The sequence below is a fragment of the Brenneria sp. L3-3C-1 genome (assembly GCF_016456245.1).
Taxonomy (GTDB): Bacteria; Pseudomonadota; Gammaproteobacteria; order Enterobacterales; family Enterobacteriaceae; genus Brenneria.
On the sequence record NZ_JAEMHF010000002.1, the window covers coordinates 370,723 to 392,377 of the forward strand.

Genomic DNA, 21,655 nt, shown 5'->3' on the forward strand with positions numbered 1-21,655 from the left:
CCGCCGCCGGAAACCGACGGCGGCGCGGCGACGATCAGGGACGGTAGACTTTTACGTTGGTGAACCCTTGCTCATGCAGGTAAAGCGCCTGTAAACGGCTCATCACGCCACGCTCGCAATACAGCAGATAGGTTTTGCTCTGATCCAGGTCGCCGAACTGGGTGCCCAATTTATAGAACGGCAGCAGCCGGATCTCAATCTGCTCCAGCGCCAGCGGCTTATCTTCCTGCTCGTCCGGCGCGCGGATATCCAGCAACACATCGGTAGGCGCGAAAGCCACCACCGTTTCCACCTCAACCACTTCCTGACGGGTTTGCTCGGCAATTTCGCGAATATCAATATTGCGGGCTTCGCTGACCACCCGATCCAGAATAGTGAAATCGAAATGGCTCTCTTCGTGCTCGATTTTCGCTTTTACCGCTTTCACCGTGGGGCTTTTGGAGATAACCCCGCAGTATTCCGGCATGGTCTTGGCAAAGTCTTCCGTGCCCAGTTCACGCGCCTGCTTGATAATGTGCTCTTTGTCATGAGAAATCAGCGGACGCAAAATCAAGGTGTCGGAGGCGTTGTCAATCAAACGTAAATTGGTGAGCGTCTGGCTGGAAACCTGGCCCAGCGCTTCCCCGGTCACCAATGCCTGCACGCCGTAGCGCTCCGCCATTTGGGAAGCCGCGCGCACCATCATACGCTTAAGCACCACGCCCATCTGACCATCGTCGATTTTTTCCAGGATCTCGCCGACCACCGGCTCAAAATCGATGGCGATAAAACGCACCCGATGCGAGCTGCCGTAACGATTCCACAAATAGTGAGCCACCTGCTTTACGCCGATCTCATGCGCGGCGCCGCCCAGATTAAAAAAGCAGTAGTGTACGCGGCAGCCGCGACGCATCAGCATGTAACTCGATACGCCGGAATCAAAACCGCCCGAAATCAGCGACAGCACATCTTCCTGCGTCCCGATAGGAAAACCGCCGATACCTTCGTAGCGGGCATTAATCAGCAGTAAACGATCCTGATCGATTTCCAGATGAACGGTAACCTGCGGCGAGGTAAGATTGACCCGGGCGGTTTCAATATGTTGATTCAGACCGCCGCCGACATAGCGTTCCACGTCCTGCGAGCTAAACTCATGTTTACCGCGACGTTTTGCGCGAACGCAGAAGGTTTTCCCTTCCAGTTGTTCACGGTACAGCGCCAGCGTTTGCTCGAAGATGTCATGAACGTCGGTATATTCGCGATCTTCAACGTCAAGAATATGGTGAATGCCGGGAATGCGCGTCAGAGCGTCGCGAATAATCTCGCGCCGGCTCTCGTCTTTTGCGCGAACTTCGATATGATCCCAGTGACGGACAACCGCCAGCGCGTCATCATAATGTTTTAATACGTTGCGAATGTTTCCGGTCAGAATCTTGATAAAGCGCAACCGCACAGATTGGCTCTTGATGGTGATTTCCGGGAACAATTTAATGATAAACTTCATGGTGGCTGTCGTTACTTGGTCAGAACGGCGTAAAAAAATTTACCCCGAGCGCTAAAATCACGTTATCGGTAAAATCGGCCGGACAAGGATGATTTTACCCATAGCATCCAGGGCGCGGAGTATATCATTATATATACTCAAAGTAATTGGCGTTGCATCCCGGCGGTAAACGCCCCCCTCGCCGGATAATCCGCCGCCCAGGCCAGGGAGAGACAGCGTCTGCGACTTGCCGGATAACGCGTATAATGGCGTCGTTATACGTTGGCGATCACACGAAACAACGCTATGCAGCGACAAGGCTACGGCGTATAAAACCAGGATCCTGAAAGACTATGCCCAAGAAAACCGAGCAGCCAGCCAGCTTTGAAAGCTCACTGAACGAGCTGGAAAAAATCGTTACCCGTCTTGAATCCGGCGAATTGCCGTTGGAAGAGGCGCTAAATGCGTTTGAGCAGGGAATACAGCTTGCGCGTCAGGGACAGCAAAAGCTGCAACAGGCGGAGCAGCGGGTACAGATTCTGCTGAGCGACGAACCTGATGCGGCATTATCCCCCTTTACCCCGGACAGTGAATCGTTATGACAGACTTCACTGAGCAATTGAATGCTCACTCCCAGCGGACCAATCGTGTGTTACGTCATTTTATCGCCGCACTTCCCTTTCAGAGGAGTCCACTGGTCAATGCCATGGAGTATGGTTCACTGTTAGGCGGCAAGCGACTCCGTCCGTTCCTGGTTTATACTACTGGTGAACTGTTCGCTATGCCGTTGGAAAGTCTGGATGCGCCCGCCGCCGCGATAGAATGCATTCATGCCTATTCATTAATCCATGACGATCTTCCGGCAATGGACAATGATGATCTGCGCCGCGGTCAGCCGACCTGTCATATCAAGTTCGGCGAGGCAGGCGCCATTTTGGCCGGCGATGCCCTGCAAACGTTGGCATTCTCAATTTTGGCCGACGCGCCGATGCCGCAGGTCACCGACCGCTCCCGGCTGGCGATGTTGTCTGAACTGGCGCTGGCCAGCGGCGTTGCCGGCATGTGCGGCGGTCAGGCGCTGGATTTGGCGGCGGAAGGCCATCAGGTGGATCTCGCCGCGCTGGAACAGATCCATCGTCATAAAACCGGCGCGCTGATCCGCGCAGCGGTAAGACTTGGCGCATTGGCGGCCGGCGATCAAGGTCGCGCGGCGCTGCCTTATCTCGATCGCTACGCCGACGCTATCGGGCTGGCGTTCCAGGTGCAGGACGATATTCTGGATGTGGTTGGCGACAGCGCCACGACGGGCAAACGTCAGGGCGCCGATCAACAACTGGGCAAGAGCACCTACCCCGGATTACTGGGGCTGGAAAACGCCCGGAAAAAAGCTCGGGAGCTTTATCAGGAATCACTGGCATCGTTGGATGATTTAGCCACTTTCAGCCAGGCACCACTGAATATTGCGCCATTACAAGCGCTGGCGAATTTTATCGTTGAGCGCAATAAATAAAATCTCTGAATGAGTCTCTAATGAGTTTTGATACAGCGAAATACCCGACATTATCGTTAGTGGAAACACCCGATGAACTACGTCTGCTACCGAAAGAAAGCCTGCCGAAGCTGTGTGATGAACTTCGTCAATATCTGCTGGACAGCGTCAGCCGTTCAAGCGGCCATTTTGCCTCAGGGTTGGGCACGGTCGAACTGACGGTGGCGTTGCACTATGTCTACAACACGCCGTTCGATCATCTGGTCTGGGATGTCGGGCATCAGGCCTATCCGCACAAGATCCTGACCGGCCGCCGCGACCGCATTTCAACCATCCGGCAGAAAGGCGGTTTGCACCCTTTCCCGTGGCGGGATGAAAGTGAATACGACGTATTGAGCGTCGGTCATTCCTCGACCTCCATCAGCGCCGGGTTGGGTATGGCGGTGGCCGCCGAACGCGAAGGAAAAGGCCGCCGCACCGTTTGCGTGATTGGCGACGGCGCCATTACCGCCGGTATGGCGTTTGAAGCCATGAACCACGCCGGCGACATTAAATCAGACCTGCTGGTGGTGCTGAACGACAATGAAATGTCGATTTCAGAAAACGTCGGCGCGCTGAATAACCATCTGGCGCAATTACTGTCCGGCAAGCTCTACGCCAGCCTGCGCGAAGGCGGAAAAAAAGTGTTATCCGGTCTGCCGCCGATCAAAGAGCTGGTCAAACGCACGGAAGAGCATATTAAAGGGATGGTGGTTCCCGGCACCCTATTTGAAGAGCTGGGCTTTAATTATATCGGCCCGGTGGACGGCCACGATGTGCAAGCGTTGGCGCAGACGCTGAAAAATATGCGCAGCCTCAAAGGCCCGCAGTTGCTGCATATCATGACCAAAAAGGGCAAAGGCTACGCGCCGGCCGAGCAGGATCCGATTAGCTGGCACGCCGTGCCCAGGTTCGACCCCGCCAGCGGCACGTTACCGAAAAGCAAAGACGGCGCGTTGCCGACCTACTCCAAAATTTTCGGTCAATGGCTACAGGAAACCGCAGCCAAAGACAGCAAACTGATGGCCATCACCCCCGCCATGCGCGAAGGCTCAGGCATGGTGCAATTCTCCCGTGATTACCCGCAGCAATATTTTGATGTGGCGATTGCCGAACAACACGCGGTGACGTTCGCCGCCGGATTGGCCATCGGTGGTTATCATCCGGTGGTGGCGATTTACTCGACCTTTTTACAGCGCGCCTACGATCAGGTTATCCATGACGTGGCGATTCAGAATTTACCGGTGCTGTTCGCCATCGACCGCGGCGGCATCGTCGGCGCCGACGGACAAACCCATCAGGGCGCATTCGATCTGTCATTTTTACGCTGCATACCGAACATGATCATCATGACGCCCAGCGACGAAAACGAGTGCCGTCAGATGCTGTATACCGGCTATCACTATCAGCAAGGCCCGACGGCGGTGCGTTACCCGCGCGGCAACGGCACAGGGGCCGCACTGGCGCCGCTGGCTGAAATACCGATGGGTAAAGGCGTGGTTCGCCGTCAGGGTGAAGAGATCGCCATCCTTAACTTCGGCACGCTATTGCCGGAAGCGCAAAAAGCGGCAGATAAACTGAACGCCACGCTGGTCGACATGCGTTTCGTTAAGCCATTGGATGAAGCGCTAATAGTAGAACTGGCTAAAACACACGGCACGTTTGTGACCGTGGAAGAGAATGCCGTTATGGGCGGCGCCGGCAGCGGCGTAAATGAGCTGCTGATGGCAAAACGTATTACGGTTGCGGTACTCAACCTCGGCCTGCCGGATAAATTTATCCCACAAGGCGGTCAGGAAGAGATCCGTGCCGATATCGATTTAGACGCCGCAGGCATTGAGCGCAGAATAACCCAGTGGTTGAAGTAGATAACGCAGAAACAGGCCGGACAGCACATCTGGCCTGAATATCCTCTCGCGCGCCACGCTCAGTTCAGGCGCTCAATATCCGTCCCGCCCTACCAGCCCATGTCTACACAGACCCGGCATTCTAGCGTTTTTTTTTATCCGGCAACGGGAACCACCGCGCATCACTCGCCACTAAGATGGGAAAATGGAGGGGATGGAATGAACAAACGCGCTTTTCATATTGTCATGTCCCGGCTGATGAAATCATACGATATTGATACCACAAAAGCGGCTCAGAGCGGACATGACGTCTATATCATGACGCTGGAAGACGGCACCTCAATCTTTTTAATGGGCAACCAGCAGGAGTACCTGAACATCATGAGTCCCTTTGCCAGTCTGGAACAAGGGATAAACACGGCCAGCGGCACCCTGTTGTCACTTCTGGCGATCAATGCCTGGAGCCCCCGCCATCCCATGTTTACGCTTGGCGTTGATATTCACAAGATGAAAATAATACTTTCGTGTCGGCAGGCGCTCGCAGAACTGAATGACAGCGAAACGCACAAGCTGGTTCGCACTTTTATTGAAACGGTATTAACACTTCAGACATGGCTACGCCGGTAGGCGAAAGACGCGCGGAAAGCATAACGTTCGTTTCCGGTTGGAAACCGGGCCTATTACAGACCAATAAAGCAACAGATAAACAAGGAAGTCACCATGTTAAACCCATTGCAAAACCGATATTTTAGCGGCGAGAGGGCCGTCGATCCTCTGGCGAATTTCAATCGGGAATCCGTGGTGAAACTGCATGATGCGGTGAGTGCGGATTTTCTCGGCATCAGCCGTTTCGAAGGCAAAAACATTCGGGTTGACTCGTCTACCATGGAAAATCTGAACCTGGCGCAGGAAACCCTGCGCCAAGTAAAAATGATGCTGCCTTATGGCGCGGGTAATCAAAAAGCCGATATTATCGCGACGCAGGGGGAAAGCGCGGTACGCGTGTTGATGCATAGGGAAAAATCCGATTCCCCTTTTCCGATGGTAAATGCCAGAGAAGCCGCCCGCTATCAGGCAGGCAACTGCCATGAACATGCCGATTTGGCCTACACGCTGCTGGCCGGGAAAAAAGTCGATGCCCCGGTACAAATCGTCGACGATAAAAACTGGGAGCATGAATACGTGTTGATTGGCGATCCGCGCGACCAGACGTGGGGTGAACAAAAAACCGTGGTGGTTGATCCCTGGGTTAGACTCCCCACGGCGGCAACCCTGGCGCAAACCAGCAACAGAAATCCAGAGTCACACGCACAATCTCAAAGAGAGCGAAATGCGGAACCCGCACCGGCGGCGCTGGCATTACATAACATCAAACACGTGACGAGCGCGGAAGTAGCCCAATTCATAAGAGAAGAGCACATGCCCCAAATCGGCCCCGAGTTTCTTGCATGGATCCTCAATCCCGAGATCCCGGAAGGGGCTGATGCAAGCGAAGCTGAATTACTCGATGAGAAAAACGTCGCTAAAGATCCAAGTACGCGCTATTCCAGCCACTTTTTCAATGCCGCATCAATGGATAGCATTGCAAAAACCACGGTTGATCACCAAAAGGCCGCGCAACGCGCCTGGGACGAGATGCGCGCCATGACGCGTGATTAATGGCGACGGCGGCCTGATACAGGACGGGAAAGAGGATCAAAAAACGGGCCAGTGATACCCCAACCCGTAAATAATCCCCGCGGAAATAACGCCTGCGACGATGTCGTCGATCATAATCCCCATCCCGCCGTGCACATTGCGATCAAACCAGCGGATTGGCCAGGGTTTCCAGATATCCAGGCAGCGAAACACCACAAAACCCGCGGCAACCCATTGCCATTTATCCGCCGGCAACGCCATCAACGTTATCCACATGCCGACAAACTCGTCCCAGACGATACTGCCATGATCGTGAACGCCCATGTCTTTAGCCGTCTGATGGCACAGATATACGCCGATACAGATGCTGAACATCACCACCAGCGAATACAGCTCAAGCGGAAGAAACGACATCACATACCACAGCGGGATCGCCGCCAACGACCCTACCGTACCCGGCATCCAGGGCGACAAACCGCTGCCGAACCCGGTCGCCAACAAGTGCCACGGGTTGCGTAAACGCAGTCGGCTTTTCGCCGTTTGCGACCCTTTAGTTTTGTTCGCTAAAATGGTCATATCCTTTCCAGTTCAACGTAATCTCTTTCTCATCCCGGAAAAAGCGCAACCCTTCCGACGAAGGGCCGATTTGCCCAATACAGGTATAATCTGCGCCCAGATGCCCTAATGCGATATCCAGTGCGCCACGATTGATTTCCGGCACGGTAAAGCACAGTTCATAGTCTTCACCGCCTGACAGCGCCCAACGCAGCGCCTGCTCCTCATCCACGCGATCGCGCAAATAAGCAGAATAAGGGATTGCGTCCAGATTAATCCGCGCGCCGCATTCACTGGCTTTCAGCACATGTTGTAAATCAGAAATCAGTCCGTCGGAAATATCAATCGCCGAACTCGCCAAATCCCGCAGCGCCTGTCCCTGCAATATTCGGGGCTGCGGGCGCAGATGACGCCGGATCAGCGCCTGACGGGCGTCCTTCTCGCTAACCTGCAATTTATTCTGCAAGATCGCCAAGCCGGCGGCGCTGTCGCCCAACGCTCCGGTGACATAAATCCAGTCGCCGATTCGGGCGCCGGCGCGGGTCAACGCTCGGCCAGCCGGAACCAAGCCATAAATCGTCAGCGTCAGGCTAAGCGGACCGCGGGTGGTATCGCCGCCGATGAGCTGCATACCATAATAATCGAGCAGCTCAAACAGGCCGTCGCTATAGGCCGACAACCAGTCACTGTTGCTTTCAGGCAGGGTAATCGCCAGGGATAGCCAGGCGGGATCGGCGCCCATTGCCGCGAGATCGCTTAAGTTCACCGCCAGTGATTTATAACCCAGATCGGAGGGGGAGATATCAGGCAGAAAATGAACGCCAGATACCAATGTATCGGTACTTACCGCCAGTAATTGTTTCTCTGCGACCGTCAGTAACGCGCAATCGTCACCGATGCCCAACTCAACATCCCGGCGTGAACTTCTGACCCGATTGAAATAGCGGGCAATAAGGTCAAACTCACCTTTAACCATAACCTTTCCAGCCAGCGTTTATACCCGTCATCTTTCAAGTTGCCGGCGTATGGGTTTCCCGCATCTTGAAATCTATTGGGGATAATTCAAAAGATCAGGGCCGGATATCCGGCCCTGACTCACTTATTTCTTGCCTTTGCGCACGGTGGGCGCGGCTTTATCAAGTACGCCATTCACAAATTTATGGCTATCCTCTGCACCAAATACTTTCGCCAGTTCAATGGCCTCGTTGATAGCCACTTTGTAAGGAACATCCTCACGTTTGCTGAGTTCAAATATCGCCAAACGCAGAATGGCTCTTTCCACCTGACCCAGTTCATCGAGTTGACGGGACAGGAAGGGCGCCATCAGTTGATCCAGCTTTTCAGCCTGGGAGGCAACCCCCGCCAGCAGCTCACGGAAATAGGTGATGTCGACATCTTTGACATCCTGCTCGCTCAGGAATTGGAGTTCAATATCGGCAATATCGTTTTTAGACAACTGCCAGGAATAAAGCGCTTGAACCGCACATTCACGGGCGCGGCGACGAGCAGCAGGTTTCACGGAATTCCCCTTACTTAATCAGGCTTACTTGATAGCTTTCAATACGTTAATCATTTCTAGCGCGGTCAGGGCGGCTTCAGCGCCTTTATTACCCGCTTTGGTGCCGGCACGCTCTATCGCCTGCTCAATGCTTTCAGTGGTCAGTACCCCAAAGGCAACGGGGACTTCACTCGTCATGGCGACATGAGACAAACCGGAACTGCATTCGCCGGCAACAAATTCAAAATGGGCGGTTCCGCCACGGATAACCGTTCCCAGCGCAACCACGGCGTCATACCCCCCGTTTTGGGTGCTCTTGGTCAGCGCACGCACGGCCAATGGCAGTTCATAGGCGCCGGGAACCCAAACGACGGTAATATTCTCGTCTTTAACCTGGCCGATGCGCTTTAAGGCATCAATCGCGCCTTCCAACAGGCTGTCGTTAATGAAGTGGTTAAAACGGGCAATGGCAATCGCCACGCGGGCATCAGGAGTCGCGACAACACCTTCGATAACGTTCATAACATTCCTTTATCTGGTTTTTATACCCCGCAGGGGGGCGGATTCTATCATATTCTTCCGGCCACGTATCCGGTTTTGTCGGCCCCCGCTTGCGCATTTAAAGGGCGTATCGGACATCATGAGCGAAAGAATAATAAACGATTAATTTTTCGGCTTTAAGCGCAGCCGCAAATCCGGTCCTATTTGGCGGACATCACGTATTTCAAATTCGGGCGCTTGCGATAGCCGGCTTAATCCCGGCAGCACGCAAAGCGCGCGCGCTTTCTCCCCCAACAGTTTTGGGGCAAGGTAGACAATCAGTTCGTCGACCACGCCCGCCGCTAATAACGCGCCAGCCAGACTCGCGCCCGCTTCCACCCATACCGAATTAATCTGCCGTTTCCCCAGCACCATCATCAGCGCAACCAGATCGATGCCGCCATTGTGCTGCGGCAGTCTCAGTTGCTCGACCGTTTCCGGCCATGCCTGCTCATCCGTTTGCGAGCGCGCCAGCCAGGTTCGCCCCGGCTGCGCAATGAGGCGATGATGAGGCGTAACGCGTTGCCGGCTATCGACAATAATACGCACGGGCTGTCTTACATCCGCTTCGCTATACTTCCGCTGCGTATCGGCATCCAGTTCTTGCCAGCGCACCGTTAGCGACGGGTCATCCGCCAATACCGTGGCGCTGCTGCTCAGAATGGCGGCGCTTTCCGCCCGAAACCGCTGTACGTCCTGTCGGGCCTGAGCAGAGGTGATCCACTGGCTTTCCCCCGAGGCCATTGCCGTTCGCCCGTCCAGCGACGCGGCCATTTTTAGCCGCACATAGGGAAACCCGGTGCGCATGCGCTTCAGAAAGCCGAGGTTGATGTTCTCCGCCTCGGACATCATCAAACCATGGCTGACGGTAATCCCCGCCTGTTGCAGGCGATGTAGCCCGCGACCGGCCACCTGCGGATTGGGATCCTGCATGGCGGCGACCACGCGCGAGATCCCCGCCGCGATCAGCGCGTCGGCGCAAGGGGGGGTTCTACCGTGGTGACTGCATGGTTCCAGCGTGACATACGCGGTTGCGCCGCGAGCCAACTCGCCGGCCATCCGCAATGCGTGAACTTCCGCATGAGGCTCGCCGGCCAGTACATGGTAACCCTCGCCGACGATCCGCCCCTCCCTGACTATCACGCAACCGACATTGGGGTTAGGCGCCGTCGTAAAACTGCCGCGCCGCGCCAGTTCAAGCGCCCGCGCCATATAGAATTCGTCTTGTGGACTCACCATTCCCGCGCTTCTCATCTCTGACGCCCCGGCCGTATCATGCCTTATCCTGTAGGCGAGCGATCTCTTCGCCGAATTCCCGAATATCCTCAAAGCTGCGATACACCGAGGCAAAGCGGATATAAGCCACTTTATCCAGCTTTTTCAGCGCATCCATCACCAGGCCGCCGATCATTTTCGCCATCACCTCACGCTCGCCGGTCGCTCGCAGTTGGGATTTAATATGATTAATCGCCATTTCAACATCATCAGAACTGACCGGCCTTTTCTCCAACGCTTTAAGCATACCGCTGCGCAATTTATCTTCATTAAAAGGTTCGCGCACATCGTTGCTTTTCACCACTCGGGGCATAACCAGCTCCGCGACTTCAAAGGTGGTAAAACGTTCATTGCAAACCAGACACTGCCGGCGGCGGCGAACCTGCGAACCTTCGCCGACCAGGCGGGAATCAATGACTTTGGTATCAACAGCGGAACAAAACGGGCAATGCATGATGTCTCCTGACCACTAATCCTTCACAGAAAGACAGTTTACCCTGAATTAATAGACTAACCAAAACTCCTGAACATTGTTGCGAACAGCCTCGCACGCTCAGGCGTCGGCCTGAAAAAAGCCCGCGCGTCTATACCCAATAGATTGCAAGATGCGGGAAACCCATACGCCGGCGATTTGAAAGATGACGGGTCTATAACTTGCCCGTAATCACGACTACACTATCAATAAAGGCAACCGAAGGATTAGTAAGTAAAACCTCGAAGGGGAAAAACAGAAATGATAACCCGATACCGCATGCTGGCTATGTTGCCGGCAATGGTTTTCCTGGCTGGCTGCGCGCAACAACGCCCTTTGCCACAGTTACAGAATCAGTTGGGTCAGTTAAATCAGCAGTTACGAACATTGACCGATCGGGCAACGCTGCTGGAACAGCAAAATGCGCTGAATGCGCAATCAACCTCCGGCGTTTATTTGCTGCCTGCCGCGCAAGACGGCGCAATCGTGCAAAGCAGTATCGGCCAACTTGGCGTATCGCTCAGCAATGTCGAAACCGAGGCCAACGGCACCCGCGCGCTGCTGCATATCCGTCTTATCGACAACGGTCTGTTGCCCGCGTTCAGCGCTCAGCTCGATTGGGGCCAACTCGATCCCGTCAGCGGCAAGCCGTTAACCAGCGATATGCAGACACAGGCTTTGATTTTTTCACCGTCGCTGTTGCCAAAACCCGAGGCGGCGATTGAACTGCGGCTCAGCGGAGTATCGCCGGAACAACTGGGATTTATTCGGTTGCATAACATCCTGCGGGAAGAACAGACCTCGCCCCCGGTCGCCAGCATTGACGCACCTTGATTTTTAGCGCCGACAGGCATTCTTCCGACGAAAAAAAACCCCAAAATGGGGTTTTTTATTAGGCTATACCGAACGCTTACGGCAGTAATGAGGGTTGATCGGCGCCCTCTTTTTCCACCTTCTGCACCAGCAGGTGTTCGCGCTTCATCCCCAGCTTCAGCGCTAGCGCGGAAGCCACATAGATCGAGGATACCGTACCGATCGAGACGCCGATCAGCATCGCCAGCGAGAACCCTTCCAGCATCGCGCCGCCGAAAATGTACAGCATCAGCACCACCACCAGGGTGGTTGCCGACGTCATAATGGTACGGCTCAGCGTTTGCGTCAGAGAGACGTTCATAATCTCATACGGCGTACCGCGGCGAATTTTACGGAAATTCTCACGGATACGGTCAGAGACCACAATACTGTCGTTCAGCGAGTAACCGATGACCGACATCAGCGATGCGACAATCGTCAGGTCGATCTCTATCTTGAAGAGCGACAGCACACCCATGGTGATAATGACGTCATGCGCCAGCGCTATCACCGCCCCTAACGCCAGCCGCCATTCAAAACGGAAGCCGACATAAATCAGGATACAGATCAGCGCGCTCAGCAACGCCATCCCCCCCGCCTGGGCTAAATCGCTCCCCACGCTGGGACCGACGAACTCAATCCGTTTTACCGTCGCGTGCTGTTCAGTGCCCTGATTGATCACGCTCAATACGCGGTTGCCAAGCTCCTGACCGGAGGTGCCGATACTCGGCGGCATCCGCACCATCACGTCGCGGCTGCTGCCAAAGTTCTGGATCAGCGGATCGTGAAACCCGGCTTGCTCCAGCGAATCACGGATCAGATCCAGATCGGCTGGCTTTTCGAGATTGATCTCAATCACCGTACCGCCGGTGAAATCCAATCCCCAGTTAAAACCCCGTACGCCCATCACAATTAACGAAAGGATCAACAGCGTTCCTGAAATCAAAAACGCGACGTTGTCCCAACGCATAAAGTCATGAACCCGGCGTCCGTAGTTCAGTTGTTCAACAGTATAATCCTGTGCCACAACGCACTCCTCAGATAGACAGCTTGTTAATGCGTTTGCCGCCGTAAAGCAGGTTAACGATGGCACGAGTACCGACGATCGCCGTAAACATCGAGGTAGCTACCCCGATTGCCGTCGTGATGGCAAAACCTTTGATCGAACCCGTTCCCACAGCGTAAAGGATGATGGCGGTGATCAGGGTGGTCAGGTTGGCATCCACGATACTGGAGAATGCGCCCTTATAACCCTCATGAATCGCCTGCTGGACGCTGCGTCCGTTTCTCAGTTCTTCCTTGATACGTTCATTGATCAGCACGTTGGCGTCAACGGCCACCGCCAGCGTCAATACGATACCGGCAATCCCCGGCATGGTTAGCGTCGCCCCCGGCAGCAGAGACATGACGCCGACGATCAACACCAGGTTCGCCACCAGCGCGGTTGTCGCAATCACGCCGAATTTACGGTAGTAAACCACCATAAAGACGATTGATGCGACCAGCCCCCACAGACAGGCCTCCAGCCCCTGGGTAATGTTCTGCATCCCCAGCGTCGGCCCGATGGTGCGTTCTTCCACAATCTGGATCGGGGCGATCAACGCGCCGGCGCGCAGTAACAAAGACAGCTGACGCGCTTCGTTGGGGTTATCAATGCCGGTAATACGGAAGCTGTTGCCCAGACGTGACTGAATGGTCGCCACGTTGATCACCTCTTCCTGTTTCTCCAGAATCGCCCGGCCGTTGGCGTCTTTCTTGCCGCTGTCTTTATATTCAACAAACAGCGTCGCCATCAGCTTGCCGATACTGTCTTTGGTGAAGTTGGACATGGTGTTGCCGCCCGCGCTGTCCAGCGAAATGTTCACCTGCGGTCGATTGTACTCGTCGTTGCTTGAAGTGGAATCGGTGATGTGATCGCCGGTCAGGATCACGCGCTTAAACAGCACCACCGGCGCACCATCGCGCATGTGTTTCACTTCGGAATCGCCCGGCACGCGGCCATTGGCGGCGGCGGTCGCATCGGCGTCGCTGTTCACCAGACGGAATTCCAGCGTCGCCGTGGCGCCCAGAATCTCTTTCGCCCGGGCGGTGTCCTGAATACCAGGCAATTCAACCACGATGCGGTCGGCGCCCTGACGCTGCACCAACGGTTCCGCAACGCCAAGCTGGTTGACACGGTTACGCAAGATATTGATATTTTGCTGAACCGCATATTCACGCGATTCACGCAGGCGCTCATCGCTCATTACCGCCCGCAACAGATTGCTGCCGCTGGCGCTGATGACCAGATCTCGGTGACGAGAGCTCAGGTGACTCACCCCGCTATCACGCGTTTGCGCATCGCGGAAACGAACTTCAACGCCGTAATTATCGATTTTACGTATCGCGGCGTAAGGAATGTTTTGCTCGCGCAAATCGCTGCGCAGGGAATCCATCGATTGTTCTTGCAGCTTGCCCAACGCGGTGTCCATATCCACTTCCATCAGAAAGTGAACGCCGCCGCGCAGATCGAGGCCGAGCTTCATCGGCTCCGCCCCCAGGACACGCAACCATGTCGGGGTGGCCGGCGCCAGATTGAGCGCTACAACAAATTTATCGCCCAGTTCACTCAGGAGGGCTTCACGGGCACGGATCTGAATGTCCGGATTGGAGAAGCGAGCCAAAATCGCACCATCTTCCAATGCAATCGACTTACTGGCGATATTTTGCTCTTGTAATACATTCTGGACTTGGATCAGCGTCGTTTCGCTGGCGGCGGTTCCCCGCGCGCCAGTAACTTGTACCGCCGGATCCTCACCATACAGGTTAGGAAGCGCATAGAGCAGACCAATGACCAAAGCCACGATCAGCATCAGGTACTTCCACAAAGGATAACGGTTTAACACGGCAGTTCCCTTCGGGAAAATCAAAAATTACAGGGCTTTAATAGTGCCCTTCGGCAGCACGGCAGCCACGAAATCACGTTTGATAACCACTTCGTTGGTATCATTCAACGCAATGGCGATGTAGCCAGTCTCAGACACTTTGGTTACGCGCCCGACCAGACCGCCGGTGGTCAAGACTTCATCACCCTTGCTGATGGAATCCATTAACTTTTTATGCTCCTTGGCGCGCTTTTGCTGCGGACGCAGGATCATAAAGTAGAAAATCAGACCAAAAACGGCCAGCATAATAACCAGAGAGTACGGGCTTCCCTGAGCCGGAGCGCCAGTCGCTGCTACAGCATCGGAGATAAAAAGACTCATTTAAATTTCCTCTTTGTTATCAAAAAGATAAGTTATCAATATTACAAAAGTGAATAATATAAAAATCACACTAAGGCTGATTGTCAGTTGCTATTAGACACATCTTCAACAAGCGGTGGAATCGGTTTGCCTATCCGTTGGTAAAAATCCACCACAAAGCGTTCTAATTTACCCTCTTCGATGGCCTGACGTAAACCCGCCATCAGACGTTGATAATAACGCAAATTATGAATGGTATTGAGTCTTGCGCCGAGTATTTCGTTGCAACGGTCGAGATGATGCAAGTAAGCGCGGCTATAATTGCGACACGTATAGCAATCACAGTGGTCATCAAGCGGGCGAACATCATCCTTATGCTTCGCATTACGGATTTTCACCACGCCGTCAGTGACGAACAAATGACCGTTGCGCGCGTTGCGCGTCGGCATGACGCAGTCAAACATATCAATACCGCGACGGACGCCTTCCACCAAATCTTCCGGTTTGCCGACGCCCATCAGATAACGCGGCTTGTCGGCCGGGATCTGCGGGCAAACATGCTCCAAAATACGGTGCATATCCGCTTTCGGTTCACCCACTGCCAAACCGCCCACAGCGTACCCATCAAAGCCAATGTCTACCAGTCCTTTTACCGATACGTCACGTAAATCTTCGTAAACGCTGCCCTGAATAATACCGAACAACGCATTCTTGTTATTCAGTTCGTCAAAACGCTGACGGCAGCGTTTAGCCCAGCGCAGGGACATTTCCATCGAGCGCTTGGCGTAATCCCAGTCGGCGGGATAAGGGGTACATTCGTCAAAGATCATCACCACGTCAGAACCCAGATCGTACTGGATTTCCATCGACTTTTCCGGGCTGAGGAAAATTGAATCGCCGTTGATGGGGTTGCGGAAATGCACGCCTTCTTCGGTGATCTTGCGGATATCGCCCAGGCTAAATACCTGAAAACCGCCGGAGTCCGTGAGGATCGGGCCATGCCACTGCATAAAGTCATGTAAATCGCCGTGCAGCTTCATGATTTCCTGCCCGGGGCGCAGCCACAGGTGGAAAGTGTTTCCCAGCAGAATCTGCGCGCCGGTGTCTTTGACTTCTTCCGGCGTCATGCCTTTGACCGTACCGTACGTGCCCACCGGCATAAATGCCGGGGTTTCCACCACGCCGCGCTCAAAAATCAATCTGCCGCGACGCGCCCGGCCATCGGTTTTTTGTAATTCGTATTTCACTTCACCTCCAGCATCAGAAAAACAGTCTGATGTTGCTATTGATAATGCCTGTCGAACGCCTGACAGAACCTGGTCTGCGGCGCGGATATAAATCAGAGATCGGGCGGTGACGCCACATTCTCTTGCTCAGCGGCAGGATTGCGCGTGATAAACATGGCGTCGCCGTAGCTGAAAAACCGGTATTGCTCGGCCACCGCCTGCCGGTAGGCCGCCATCGTGTGTCGGTAGCCGGCAAAAGCCGACACCAGCATGATCAATGTCGATTCCGGCAGATGGAAATTGGTGACCAGCGCGTCGATAATCCGGTAGTGATAACCAGGATAGATAAAAATACGGGTATCGCCGAAAAAAGGCGCGATAAGCGCATCCTTACTGGCCTGGGCGGCGCTCTCCAGCGAACGAACCGAGGTGGTGCCCACGGCAATCACGCGATTGCCCCGCGCTTTGCAGGCCAGAACCGCCTCCACCACCGCCTGCGGCACTTCGGCGTATTCGGCATGCATAACGTGATCTTCGATGGTCTCGACGCGTACCGGCTGAAACGTTCCGGCGCCGACGTGCAGGGTGACAAACGCCATTTCCACGCCTTTGTCGCGCAAAGCCGCCAGCATCGGTTCATCAAAATGCAGGCCGGCGGTGGGCGCCGCCACCGCACCCGGCCGCTGGCTGTAAACCGTCTGATAAAGCTCGCGATCGGCCGCTTCGTCCGGCCGATCGATGTAGGGCGGCAGCGGGATATGTCCGATATCATTCAGGATCGTCAACACGTCGCGGTCATCGCCAAAATGCAGTTCAAACAAGGCGTCGTGACGGACGGCCATCGTCGCCCTGACGCTCTCGTCATCGCCCAGCAACAGCTCGGCCCCGGGTTTTGGCGCTTTGGACGCGCGGACATGGGCCAAAACCCGATGCTCATCCAGCACACGCTCGACCAGCACCTCCAGCTTGCCGCCGCTGGCTTTGCGACCAAACAAGCGGGCCGGGATCACCCGCGTATTGTTAAACACCAGCAGATCGCCGGCATCCAGCTTATCCAACAAATCGGTAAACACGCCGTGCGTCAGATTTCCCGTCGGCCCGTCCAGCGACAACAGGCGACAACCGCTGCGCTGAGCCTGTGGATAATGGGCGATTAATGATTCAGGAAGTTCAAACGAAAAATCGGCAACACGCATGACAATTCACTTAGCTGGTCAACACATTAAAAAAGGGCGGCCTAGTCTAGAGCCGCAAGCGCATGGCTGCAAGAAATAAGCACCCAAGTCGTAGAATGCATTATACTGTCGCGATGAATTTTCTTGCTCATCTCCATTTAGCCACGCTGGCCGACAGTTCGTTGCTAGGCAACCTGATGGCGGATTTCGTTCGCGGCAATCCTCAGGACAGCTATGCCGACGATATCGTCGCCGGCATTCGTTTACACCGGCGGGTTGATGTCCTGACCGATAGCCTGTCGGAAGTCAAACAGGCGCGTCAGTATTTCAGCGATGATTATCGGCGGGTGGCGCCAATTACCCTTGATGTGCTGTGGGATCACTTTCTGGCGAGACATTGGCGACAGTTGGAACCCGGCATGTCGTTGTCTTTATTTGTCCGTCAGGCGCAATCGTGCATTACGCCGCATCTGGCGCAAACGCCCGAACGCTTTCAGCATCTGAATCATTACCTCTGGCCGGAACGCTGGCTGGAACGTTATGCCGAATTGCCGTTTATTGCCGATGTGCTGCACAGAATGTCGGTGCGTCGCCCCAAACTGGCGGCGCTTTCCGGTTCATTTAGCGATATCGAGCGGCATTACCCTCAATTTGAAACACTTTTCTGGCAGTTCTATCCACGGATGATGCTGCTGGCGAAGACACGGCAGCTATAAAACGGCGGGTTGATTATCACGTTGCCCGACGGTATTTACCCTTTTAAAGGCAAAGGACAATATAAGACTTTGATATATATTGCCTATTGGTTTAATAGCTGAAACCTATCTTATCGATTGGTCTGTTTGACTGTATTCATACCGGCGAAATCCCTATACTTATTGATGTTTTTCACATCAATCCAATATAAACAATTATTTACAGGAGTAATTATGGTCCTGGTAACTCGTCAAGCCCCTGACTTCACCGCCGCAGCCGTTCTCGGCAGTGGCGAAATCGTTGAAAATTTCAACCTGAAAAAACACATCAGCGGTAAGCCGGCGGTGATCTTCTTCTGGCCGATGGATTTCACCTTTGTTTGTCCGTCAGAACTGATTGCGTTCGATCACCGTTACGCGGAGTTCCAGAAACGCGGCGTTGAAGTGGTTGGTGTTTCTTTCGACTCAGAATTCGTGCATAACGCGTGGCGTAACACCCCGGTCGATAAAGGCGGCATCGGCGAAGTGAAATATGCCATGGTTGCCGATGTTAAACGTGAGATCCAGAAAGCTTACGGTATCGAGCACCCGGATGCCGGCGTGGCGCTGCGCGGATCGTTCCTGATCGACAAAGAAGGCATTGTTCGTCATCAGGTGGTGAACGATCTGCCGCTGGGTCGTAACGTTGATGAAATGCTGCGTATGGTCGACGCGCTGCAATTCCACGAAGAACACGGCGAAGTGTGCCCGGCTCAGTGGGAAAAAGGCAAATCCGGTATGGGCGCATCTCCGGACGGCGTCGCGAAATACCTGTCTGAAAACGCCGACAAACTGTAATATTTCACCGGTCGGTGGTTTATCGATCATAAAAGCCAGTCGCCAACGCGACTGGCTTTTTTATATCCATTGCTTTTTTATTCAACGCTATTATCCCTTGATACACGTTCAGTCAAAACAAAAGGAGAAGACATGCAACAGAATCTGACGCTGTGGCTGGAAAATGCGGGAGTGCAATACGCCGGCATGATTGCGCTACTGATTGTTCTGGGGCTGATACTTCTGGTCTCTGCGGTCATTCATCTTATTTTGCATCAGGTGGTGCTAAAACGGATCATCGTACGCTCGCTGAATAAACCCGGAACCGGCGCCCCATCCGGCTGGAAGTCGGCACTCACGCAGCACGGTCTGTTTAACCGCTTCGCTTTCCTGTTACAGGGGATCATCCTTAACATTCAGGTCGTGCTGTGGTTACCGGCGCAAAGCGAAACGCGTGAAGCGCTGGTGATCGCTTCTCAAGTCTGGATTATGGTTTTTGCTTTGCTGGTGCTGTTTTCCCTGCTGGATATCTTGCTCGCGGTCTCTTCACGCGCCAAAATCGCCACACAACTGCCGCTGCGGGGGCTGTTTCAAAGTCTGAAACTGATCGCCACGATAGTGATTGGCATTATGGTGGTTTCGTTACTGATAGGAAAATCGCCGCTGCTGCTGATCAGCGGGTTGGGCGCCATGACCGCCGTTTTGATGTTGGTCTTCAAAGATCCCATCATGGGGCTGGTCGCGGGGATCCAGCTTTCAGCCAATGATATGCTATCGCTGGGCGACTGGCTGGAGATGCCGAAATACGGGGCCGACGGCGCGGTGACGGACATCGGTCTGACCACGGTCAAAGTCAAAAACTGGGACAATACCATCACCACCATTCCCACCTACGCGCTGATTTCCGACTCATTCAAAAACTGGCGTTCCATGTCTGAATCCGGCGGACGACGCATCAAGCGCAGCGTAAATATCGACACCACCAGCGTGCATTTCATGACGGAGGAAGAACAGGCGCGGCTGATACGCAGCAAGCTGCTGTCGCCGTATATCCAGAATAAAACCAGTGAACTGGAACGCCATAATGCGCAAACGGATGCCGACCTTGCTTCACCGCTGAACGGCCGCCGGCTGACTAACCTTGGGACATTCCGCGCCTATCTTCAGGCCTATCTACGCGCACATCCGGGGATCCACAAGGGGATGACGCTGATGGTGCGCCAGTTGGCTCCCACGCCGGAAGGGCTGCCGCTGGAGATCTACGCCTTTACCAATACCACCGCCTGGGTGGAATATGAAAGCATCCAGTCGGATATCTTCGATCACATTTTCGCCATCCTGCCCGAGTTCGATCTGCGCGTGCATCAAACCCCAACTGGCAATGATATGCAGGTCATGGCGCAGCGGGCATGAACGCCCGCTTTTTATCTTACTTTTGCTGACGTTTTATCTTAATCACATAGCCCGCCAGCAGCAGCGCAATCCAGATCAGGCCGACATACAGGGAAACGCGGGTCGCAGGGAAATAACCGATCAGACCGATGATAAACAACAGGAAAACGATGCCGAACACCGAGGTCGCCACACCGCCGCGCAGCGGAAAGGCCAGCGACTTCACCGCTTCGCGGCTTAAACTGCGGCGGAAAGCGATTTGGGAGCACAGGATCATGATCCACACCCAGACGGTGGCGAAGGTTGCCAGCGAAGCGATAACCAGAAAGACTTTGCCCGGCATAATGTAGTTCAGATAGACCGCCACCAGCAGCGCCGACATCATCACCACGACCGTTACCCACGGAATACCTCGTTTAGACACCCGGGTGAAGGCTTTTGGCGCATGGCCTTGTCCCGCCATGCCGTGCAGCATACGCCCAACGCCAAACACATCGCTGTTGATCGCCGACAGCGAGGCGGTGATCACCACAAAATTCAGGATACCGGCCGCCGCAGTAATCCCCATATGCTGGAACGTCAGCACAAACGGGCTGCCGTTGGTGCCCACCTGATCCCACGGATAAATCGACATGATCACAAACAGCGTACCCACATAGAACACCAGAATGCGCCAGGGCACGGAATTGATGGCGCGTGGGATAGATTTTTGCGGATCTTTGGCCTCACCGGCGGTGATACCGATGATTTCCACCCCGCCATAGGCGAACATCACCAGTTGCAGCGACAGGATCATGCCCATCACGCCGTTACTGAAAAACCCGCCGTTGGTCCACAGGTTATGAATGCCCGTCGGCTCGCCGCCGTTGCCAATGCCCCAGACGATGATGCCAATCCCGGCGACGATCATGATAATAATGGTGGCGACTTTGAAAAAGGACAGCCAGAACTCCAGTTCGCCGAACACTTTTACGTTCATCAGGTTAATCGCCCCGATGATCAGCACCACGCTGAGTACCCAAACCCAGTGGGGAACGGCCGGAAACCAGACGCCCATGTAAATACCAAATGCCGTGACATCGGCGATGGCGACAATCAGCATCTCAAAGCAGTAAGTCCAGCCGGTGATATAGCCCGCCAAAGGCCCGAGATAATCCTGCGCGTAGCGGGAAAAAGAGCTGGATTGCGGGTTGTTGACCGACATTTCACCCAGCGCCCGCATAATAATGTAAGCGACGAGTCCGCCAATCAGATAAGCCAGCAAAACGCTGGGCCCCGCCATCTGGATGGCGCTGGCTGAACCATAAAAAAGACCGGTACCGATCGCCGAACCCAAGGCGATAAAACGGATATGCCGCGTACTTAACCCACGCTTGAGCTTAGTGGATTGTTGTTCCATAAATAAGCAACCCTGTTTTACAAAAGAAAAAACCACAGGCAATGGCCTGTGGTGCTAGATC

General features: G+C 54.4%; 22 protein-coding genes. 9 read left to right on the forward strand and 13 right to left on the reverse strand.

What is annotated here, in order from left to right:
- Positions 1-34 precede the first annotated feature (34 nt).
- Positions 35-1,483: a tRNA uracil 4-sulfurtransferase ThiI gene (thiI, locus tag JG725_RS08140; RefSeq protein WP_172289685.1), complete on the reverse strand. Its 1,449-nt coding sequence runs from the start codon at positions 1,481-1,483 to the stop codon at positions 35-37.
- Positions 1,484-1,815: 332 nt separating this feature from the next.
- Between thiI and xseB the strand changes: the two genes are divergently transcribed.
- The 5 genes from xseB (at position 1,816) to JG725_RS08165 (ending at position 6,496) form a co-directional block, all read left to right on the forward strand.
- A complete protein-coding gene (gene xseB / locus JG725_RS08145) occupies positions 1,816-2,064 on the forward strand; it encodes an exodeoxyribonuclease VII small subunit (RefSeq protein ID WP_172289684.1) in 249 nt (82 codons plus the stop codon).
- Entirely contained in the window at positions 2,061-2,972 is a 912-nt protein-coding gene (gene ispA, locus JG725_RS08150; protein WP_172289683.1) for a (2E,6E)-farnesyl diphosphate synthase, read from the forward strand. Before xseB ends, ispA begins: the two co-directional genes overlap by 4 nt.
- 20 nt (positions 2,973-2,992) lie before the next feature.
- Positions 2,993-4,858, forward strand: a complete 1,866-nt coding sequence (gene dxs, locus JG725_RS08155) for a 1-deoxy-D-xylulose-5-phosphate synthase (RefSeq protein WP_199377527.1) — start codon at positions 2,993-2,995, stop codon at positions 4,856-4,858.
- A gap of 198 nt (positions 4,859-5,056) precedes the next feature.
- A complete protein-coding gene (locus JG725_RS08160) occupies positions 5,057-5,464 on the forward strand; it encodes a CesT family type III secretion system chaperone (RefSeq protein ID WP_199377529.1) in 408 nt (135 codons plus the stop codon).
- Positions 5,465-5,557: 93 nt separating this feature from the next.
- Positions 5,558-6,496, forward strand: coding sequence for a type III effector (locus JG725_RS08165; RefSeq protein ID WP_172289680.1), 939 nt, complete (start codon positions 5,558-5,560; stop codon positions 6,494-6,496).
- Positions 6,497-6,532: 36 nt separating this feature from the next.
- On the opposite strand, the gene pgpA is transcribed toward JG725_RS08165, so the two are convergent.
- The 6 genes from pgpA to nrdR all read right to left on the reverse strand — a co-directional run bounded on the left by pgpA (position 6,533) and on the right by nrdR (position 10,797).
- Positions 6,533-7,051, reverse strand: coding sequence for a phosphatidylglycerophosphatase A (gene pgpA, locus JG725_RS08170; RefSeq protein ID WP_172289679.1), 519 nt, complete (start codon positions 7,049-7,051; stop codon positions 6,533-6,535).
- Complete coding sequence (thiL, locus tag JG725_RS08175) at positions 7,026-8,006, reverse strand: thiamine-phosphate kinase (protein WP_172289678.1); 981 nt, start codon at positions 8,004-8,006, stop codon at positions 7,026-7,028. Before thiL ends, pgpA begins: the two co-directional genes overlap by 26 nt.
- Before the next feature lie 123 nt (positions 8,007-8,129).
- Positions 8,130-8,549 (reverse strand): transcription antitermination factor NusB, encoded by a 420-nt coding sequence (nusB, locus tag JG725_RS08180; RefSeq protein ID WP_172289677.1) that lies wholly within the window; start codon positions 8,547-8,549, stop codon positions 8,130-8,132.
- A gap of 24 nt (positions 8,550-8,573) precedes the next feature.
- A complete protein-coding gene (gene ribE / locus JG725_RS08185) occupies positions 8,574-9,050 on the reverse strand; it encodes a 6,7-dimethyl-8-ribityllumazine synthase (RefSeq protein ID WP_172289676.1) in 477 nt (158 codons plus the stop codon).
- 141 nt (positions 9,051-9,191) lie between these two features.
- A complete protein-coding gene (gene ribD / locus JG725_RS08190; RefSeq protein WP_199377531.1) occupies positions 9,192-10,307 on the reverse strand; it encodes a bifunctional diaminohydroxyphosphoribosylaminopyrimidine deaminase/5-amino-6-(5-phosphoribosylamino)uracil reductase RibD in 1,116 nt (371 codons plus the stop codon).
- Between the two features lie 34 nt (positions 10,308-10,341).
- Positions 10,342-10,797, reverse strand: a complete 456-nt coding sequence (nrdR, locus tag JG725_RS08195) for a transcriptional regulator NrdR (RefSeq protein WP_172289674.1) — start codon at positions 10,795-10,797, stop codon at positions 10,342-10,344.
- 279 nt (positions 10,798-11,076) lie between these two features.
- On the opposite strand from nrdR, the gene JG725_RS08200 reads away from it, so the two are divergent.
- The gene (locus tag JG725_RS08200) at positions 11,077-11,649 is read left to right on the forward strand and encodes a DUF3251 domain-containing protein (protein WP_172289673.1); all 573 of its coding nucleotides are present in this window, start codon (positions 11,077-11,079) and stop codon (positions 11,647-11,649) included.
- 76 nt (positions 11,650-11,725) lie between these two features.
- Here the strand turns inward: JG725_RS08200 and secF are convergent, their stop codons facing one another.
- From secF to queA, 5 genes are all read right to left on the reverse strand, one after another.
- Positions 11,726-12,694, reverse strand: coding sequence for a protein translocase subunit SecF (gene secF, locus JG725_RS08205; RefSeq protein ID WP_172289672.1), 969 nt, complete (start codon positions 12,692-12,694; stop codon positions 11,726-11,728).
- A 10-nt stretch (positions 12,695-12,704) separates the two neighbouring features.
- Positions 12,705-14,552, reverse strand: a complete 1,848-nt coding sequence (gene secD, locus JG725_RS08210) for a protein translocase subunit SecD (RefSeq protein ID WP_172289671.1) — start codon at positions 14,550-14,552, stop codon at positions 12,705-12,707.
- A 27-nt stretch (positions 14,553-14,579) separates the two neighbouring features.
- A complete protein-coding gene (yajC, locus tag JG725_RS08215; RefSeq protein WP_048635837.1) occupies positions 14,580-14,912 on the reverse strand; it encodes a preprotein translocase subunit YajC in 333 nt (110 codons plus the stop codon).
- A gap of 83 nt (positions 14,913-14,995) precedes the next feature.
- The gene (gene tgt, locus JG725_RS08220) at positions 14,996-16,138 is read right to left on the reverse strand and encodes a tRNA guanosine(34) transglycosylase Tgt (RefSeq protein WP_172289670.1); all 1,143 of its coding nucleotides are present in this window, start codon (positions 16,136-16,138) and stop codon (positions 14,996-14,998) included.
- A gap of 92 nt (positions 16,139-16,230) precedes the next feature.
- Complete coding sequence (queA, locus tag JG725_RS08225; protein ID WP_199377533.1) at positions 16,231-17,313, reverse strand: tRNA preQ1(34) S-adenosylmethionine ribosyltransferase-isomerase QueA; 1,083 nt, start codon at positions 17,311-17,313, stop codon at positions 16,231-16,233.
- Positions 17,314-17,426: 113 nt separating this feature from the next.
- Here queA and JG725_RS08230 point away from each other — a divergent pair, with 113 nt between their 5' ends.
- The 3 genes from JG725_RS08230 to JG725_RS08240 all read left to right on the forward strand — a co-directional run bounded on the left by JG725_RS08230 (position 17,427) and on the right by JG725_RS08240 (position 20,216).
- Positions 17,427-18,008: an ACP phosphodiesterase gene (locus tag JG725_RS08230; RefSeq protein WP_172290020.1), complete on the forward strand. Its 582-nt coding sequence runs from the start codon at positions 17,427-17,429 to the stop codon at positions 18,006-18,008.
- Positions 18,009-18,221: 213 nt separating this feature from the next.
- Positions 18,222-18,824: a peroxiredoxin C gene (locus JG725_RS08235; RefSeq protein ID WP_172289668.1), complete on the forward strand. Its 603-nt coding sequence runs from the start codon at positions 18,222-18,224 to the stop codon at positions 18,822-18,824.
- Between the two features lie 132 nt (positions 18,825-18,956).
- A complete protein-coding gene (locus JG725_RS08240) occupies positions 18,957-20,216 on the forward strand; it encodes a mechanosensitive ion channel family protein (protein ID WP_199377534.1) in 1,260 nt (419 codons plus the stop codon).
- Between the two features lie 16 nt (positions 20,217-20,232).
- Here the strand turns inward: JG725_RS08240 and proY are convergent, their stop codons facing one another.
- Positions 20,233-21,594: a proline-specific permease ProY gene (gene proY, locus JG725_RS08245; protein ID WP_172289666.1), complete on the reverse strand. Its 1,362-nt coding sequence runs from the start codon at positions 21,592-21,594 to the stop codon at positions 20,233-20,235.
- Positions 21,595-21,655 lie beyond the last annotated feature (61 nt).

Bases quoted from the DNA above. Each gene is read 5' to 3' on its own strand.
- thiI (WP_172289685.1), bottom strand. From the start codon at position 1,483: ATGAAGTTTATCATTAAATTGTTCCCGGAAATCACCATCAAGAGCCAA.
- xseB (WP_172289684.1), top strand. From the start codon at position 1,816: ATGCCCAAGAAAACCGAGCAGCCAGCCAGCTTTGAAAGCTCACTGAAC.
- ispA (WP_172289683.1), top strand. From the start codon at position 2,061: ATGACAGACTTCACTGAGCAATTGAATGCTCACTCCCAGCGGACCAAT.
- dxs (WP_199377527.1), top strand. From the start codon at position 2,993: ATGAGTTTTGATACAGCGAAATACCCGACATTATCGTTAGTGGAAACA.
- JG725_RS08160 (WP_199377529.1), top strand. From the start codon at position 5,057: ATGAACAAACGCGCTTTTCATATTGTCATGTCCCGGCTGATGAAATCA.
- JG725_RS08165 (WP_172289680.1), top strand. From the start codon at position 5,558: ATGTTAAACCCATTGCAAAACCGATATTTTAGCGGCGAGAGGGCCGTC.
- pgpA (WP_172289679.1), bottom strand. From the start codon at position 7,051: ATGACCATTTTAGCGAACAAAACTAAAGGGTCGCAAACGGCGAAAAGC.
- thiL (WP_172289678.1), bottom strand. From the start codon at position 8,006: ATGGTTAAAGGTGAGTTTGACCTTATTGCCCGCTATTTCAATCGGGTC.
- ribE (WP_172289676.1), bottom strand. From the start codon at position 9,050: ATGAACGTTATCGAAGGTGTTGTCGCGACTCCTGATGCCCGCGTGGCG.
- ribD (WP_199377531.1), bottom strand. From the start codon at position 10,307: ATGGTGAGTCCACAAGACGAATTCTATATGGCGCGGGCGCTTGAACTG.
- nrdR (WP_172289674.1), bottom strand. From the start codon at position 10,797: ATGCATTGCCCGTTTTGTTCCGCTGTTGATACCAAAGTCATTGATTCC.
- JG725_RS08200 (WP_172289673.1), top strand. From the start codon at position 11,077: ATGATAACCCGATACCGCATGCTGGCTATGTTGCCGGCAATGGTTTTC.
- yajC (WP_048635837.1), bottom strand. From the start codon at position 14,912: ATGAGTCTTTTTATCTCCGATGCTGTAGCAGCGACTGGCGCTCCGGCT.
- queA (WP_199377533.1), bottom strand. From the start codon at position 17,313: ATGCGTGTTGCCGATTTTTCGTTTGAACTTCCTGAATCATTAATCGCC.
- JG725_RS08230 (WP_172290020.1), top strand. From the start codon at position 17,427: ATGAATTTTCTTGCTCATCTCCATTTAGCCACGCTGGCCGACAGTTCG.
- JG725_RS08235 (WP_172289668.1), top strand. From the start codon at position 18,222: ATGGTCCTGGTAACTCGTCAAGCCCCTGACTTCACCGCCGCAGCCGTT.
- JG725_RS08240 (WP_199377534.1), top strand. From the start codon at position 18,957: ATGCAACAGAATCTGACGCTGTGGCTGGAAAATGCGGGAGTGCAATAC.
- proY (WP_172289666.1), bottom strand. From the start codon at position 21,594: ATGGAACAACAATCCACTAAGCTCAAGCGTGGGTTAAGTACGCGGCAT.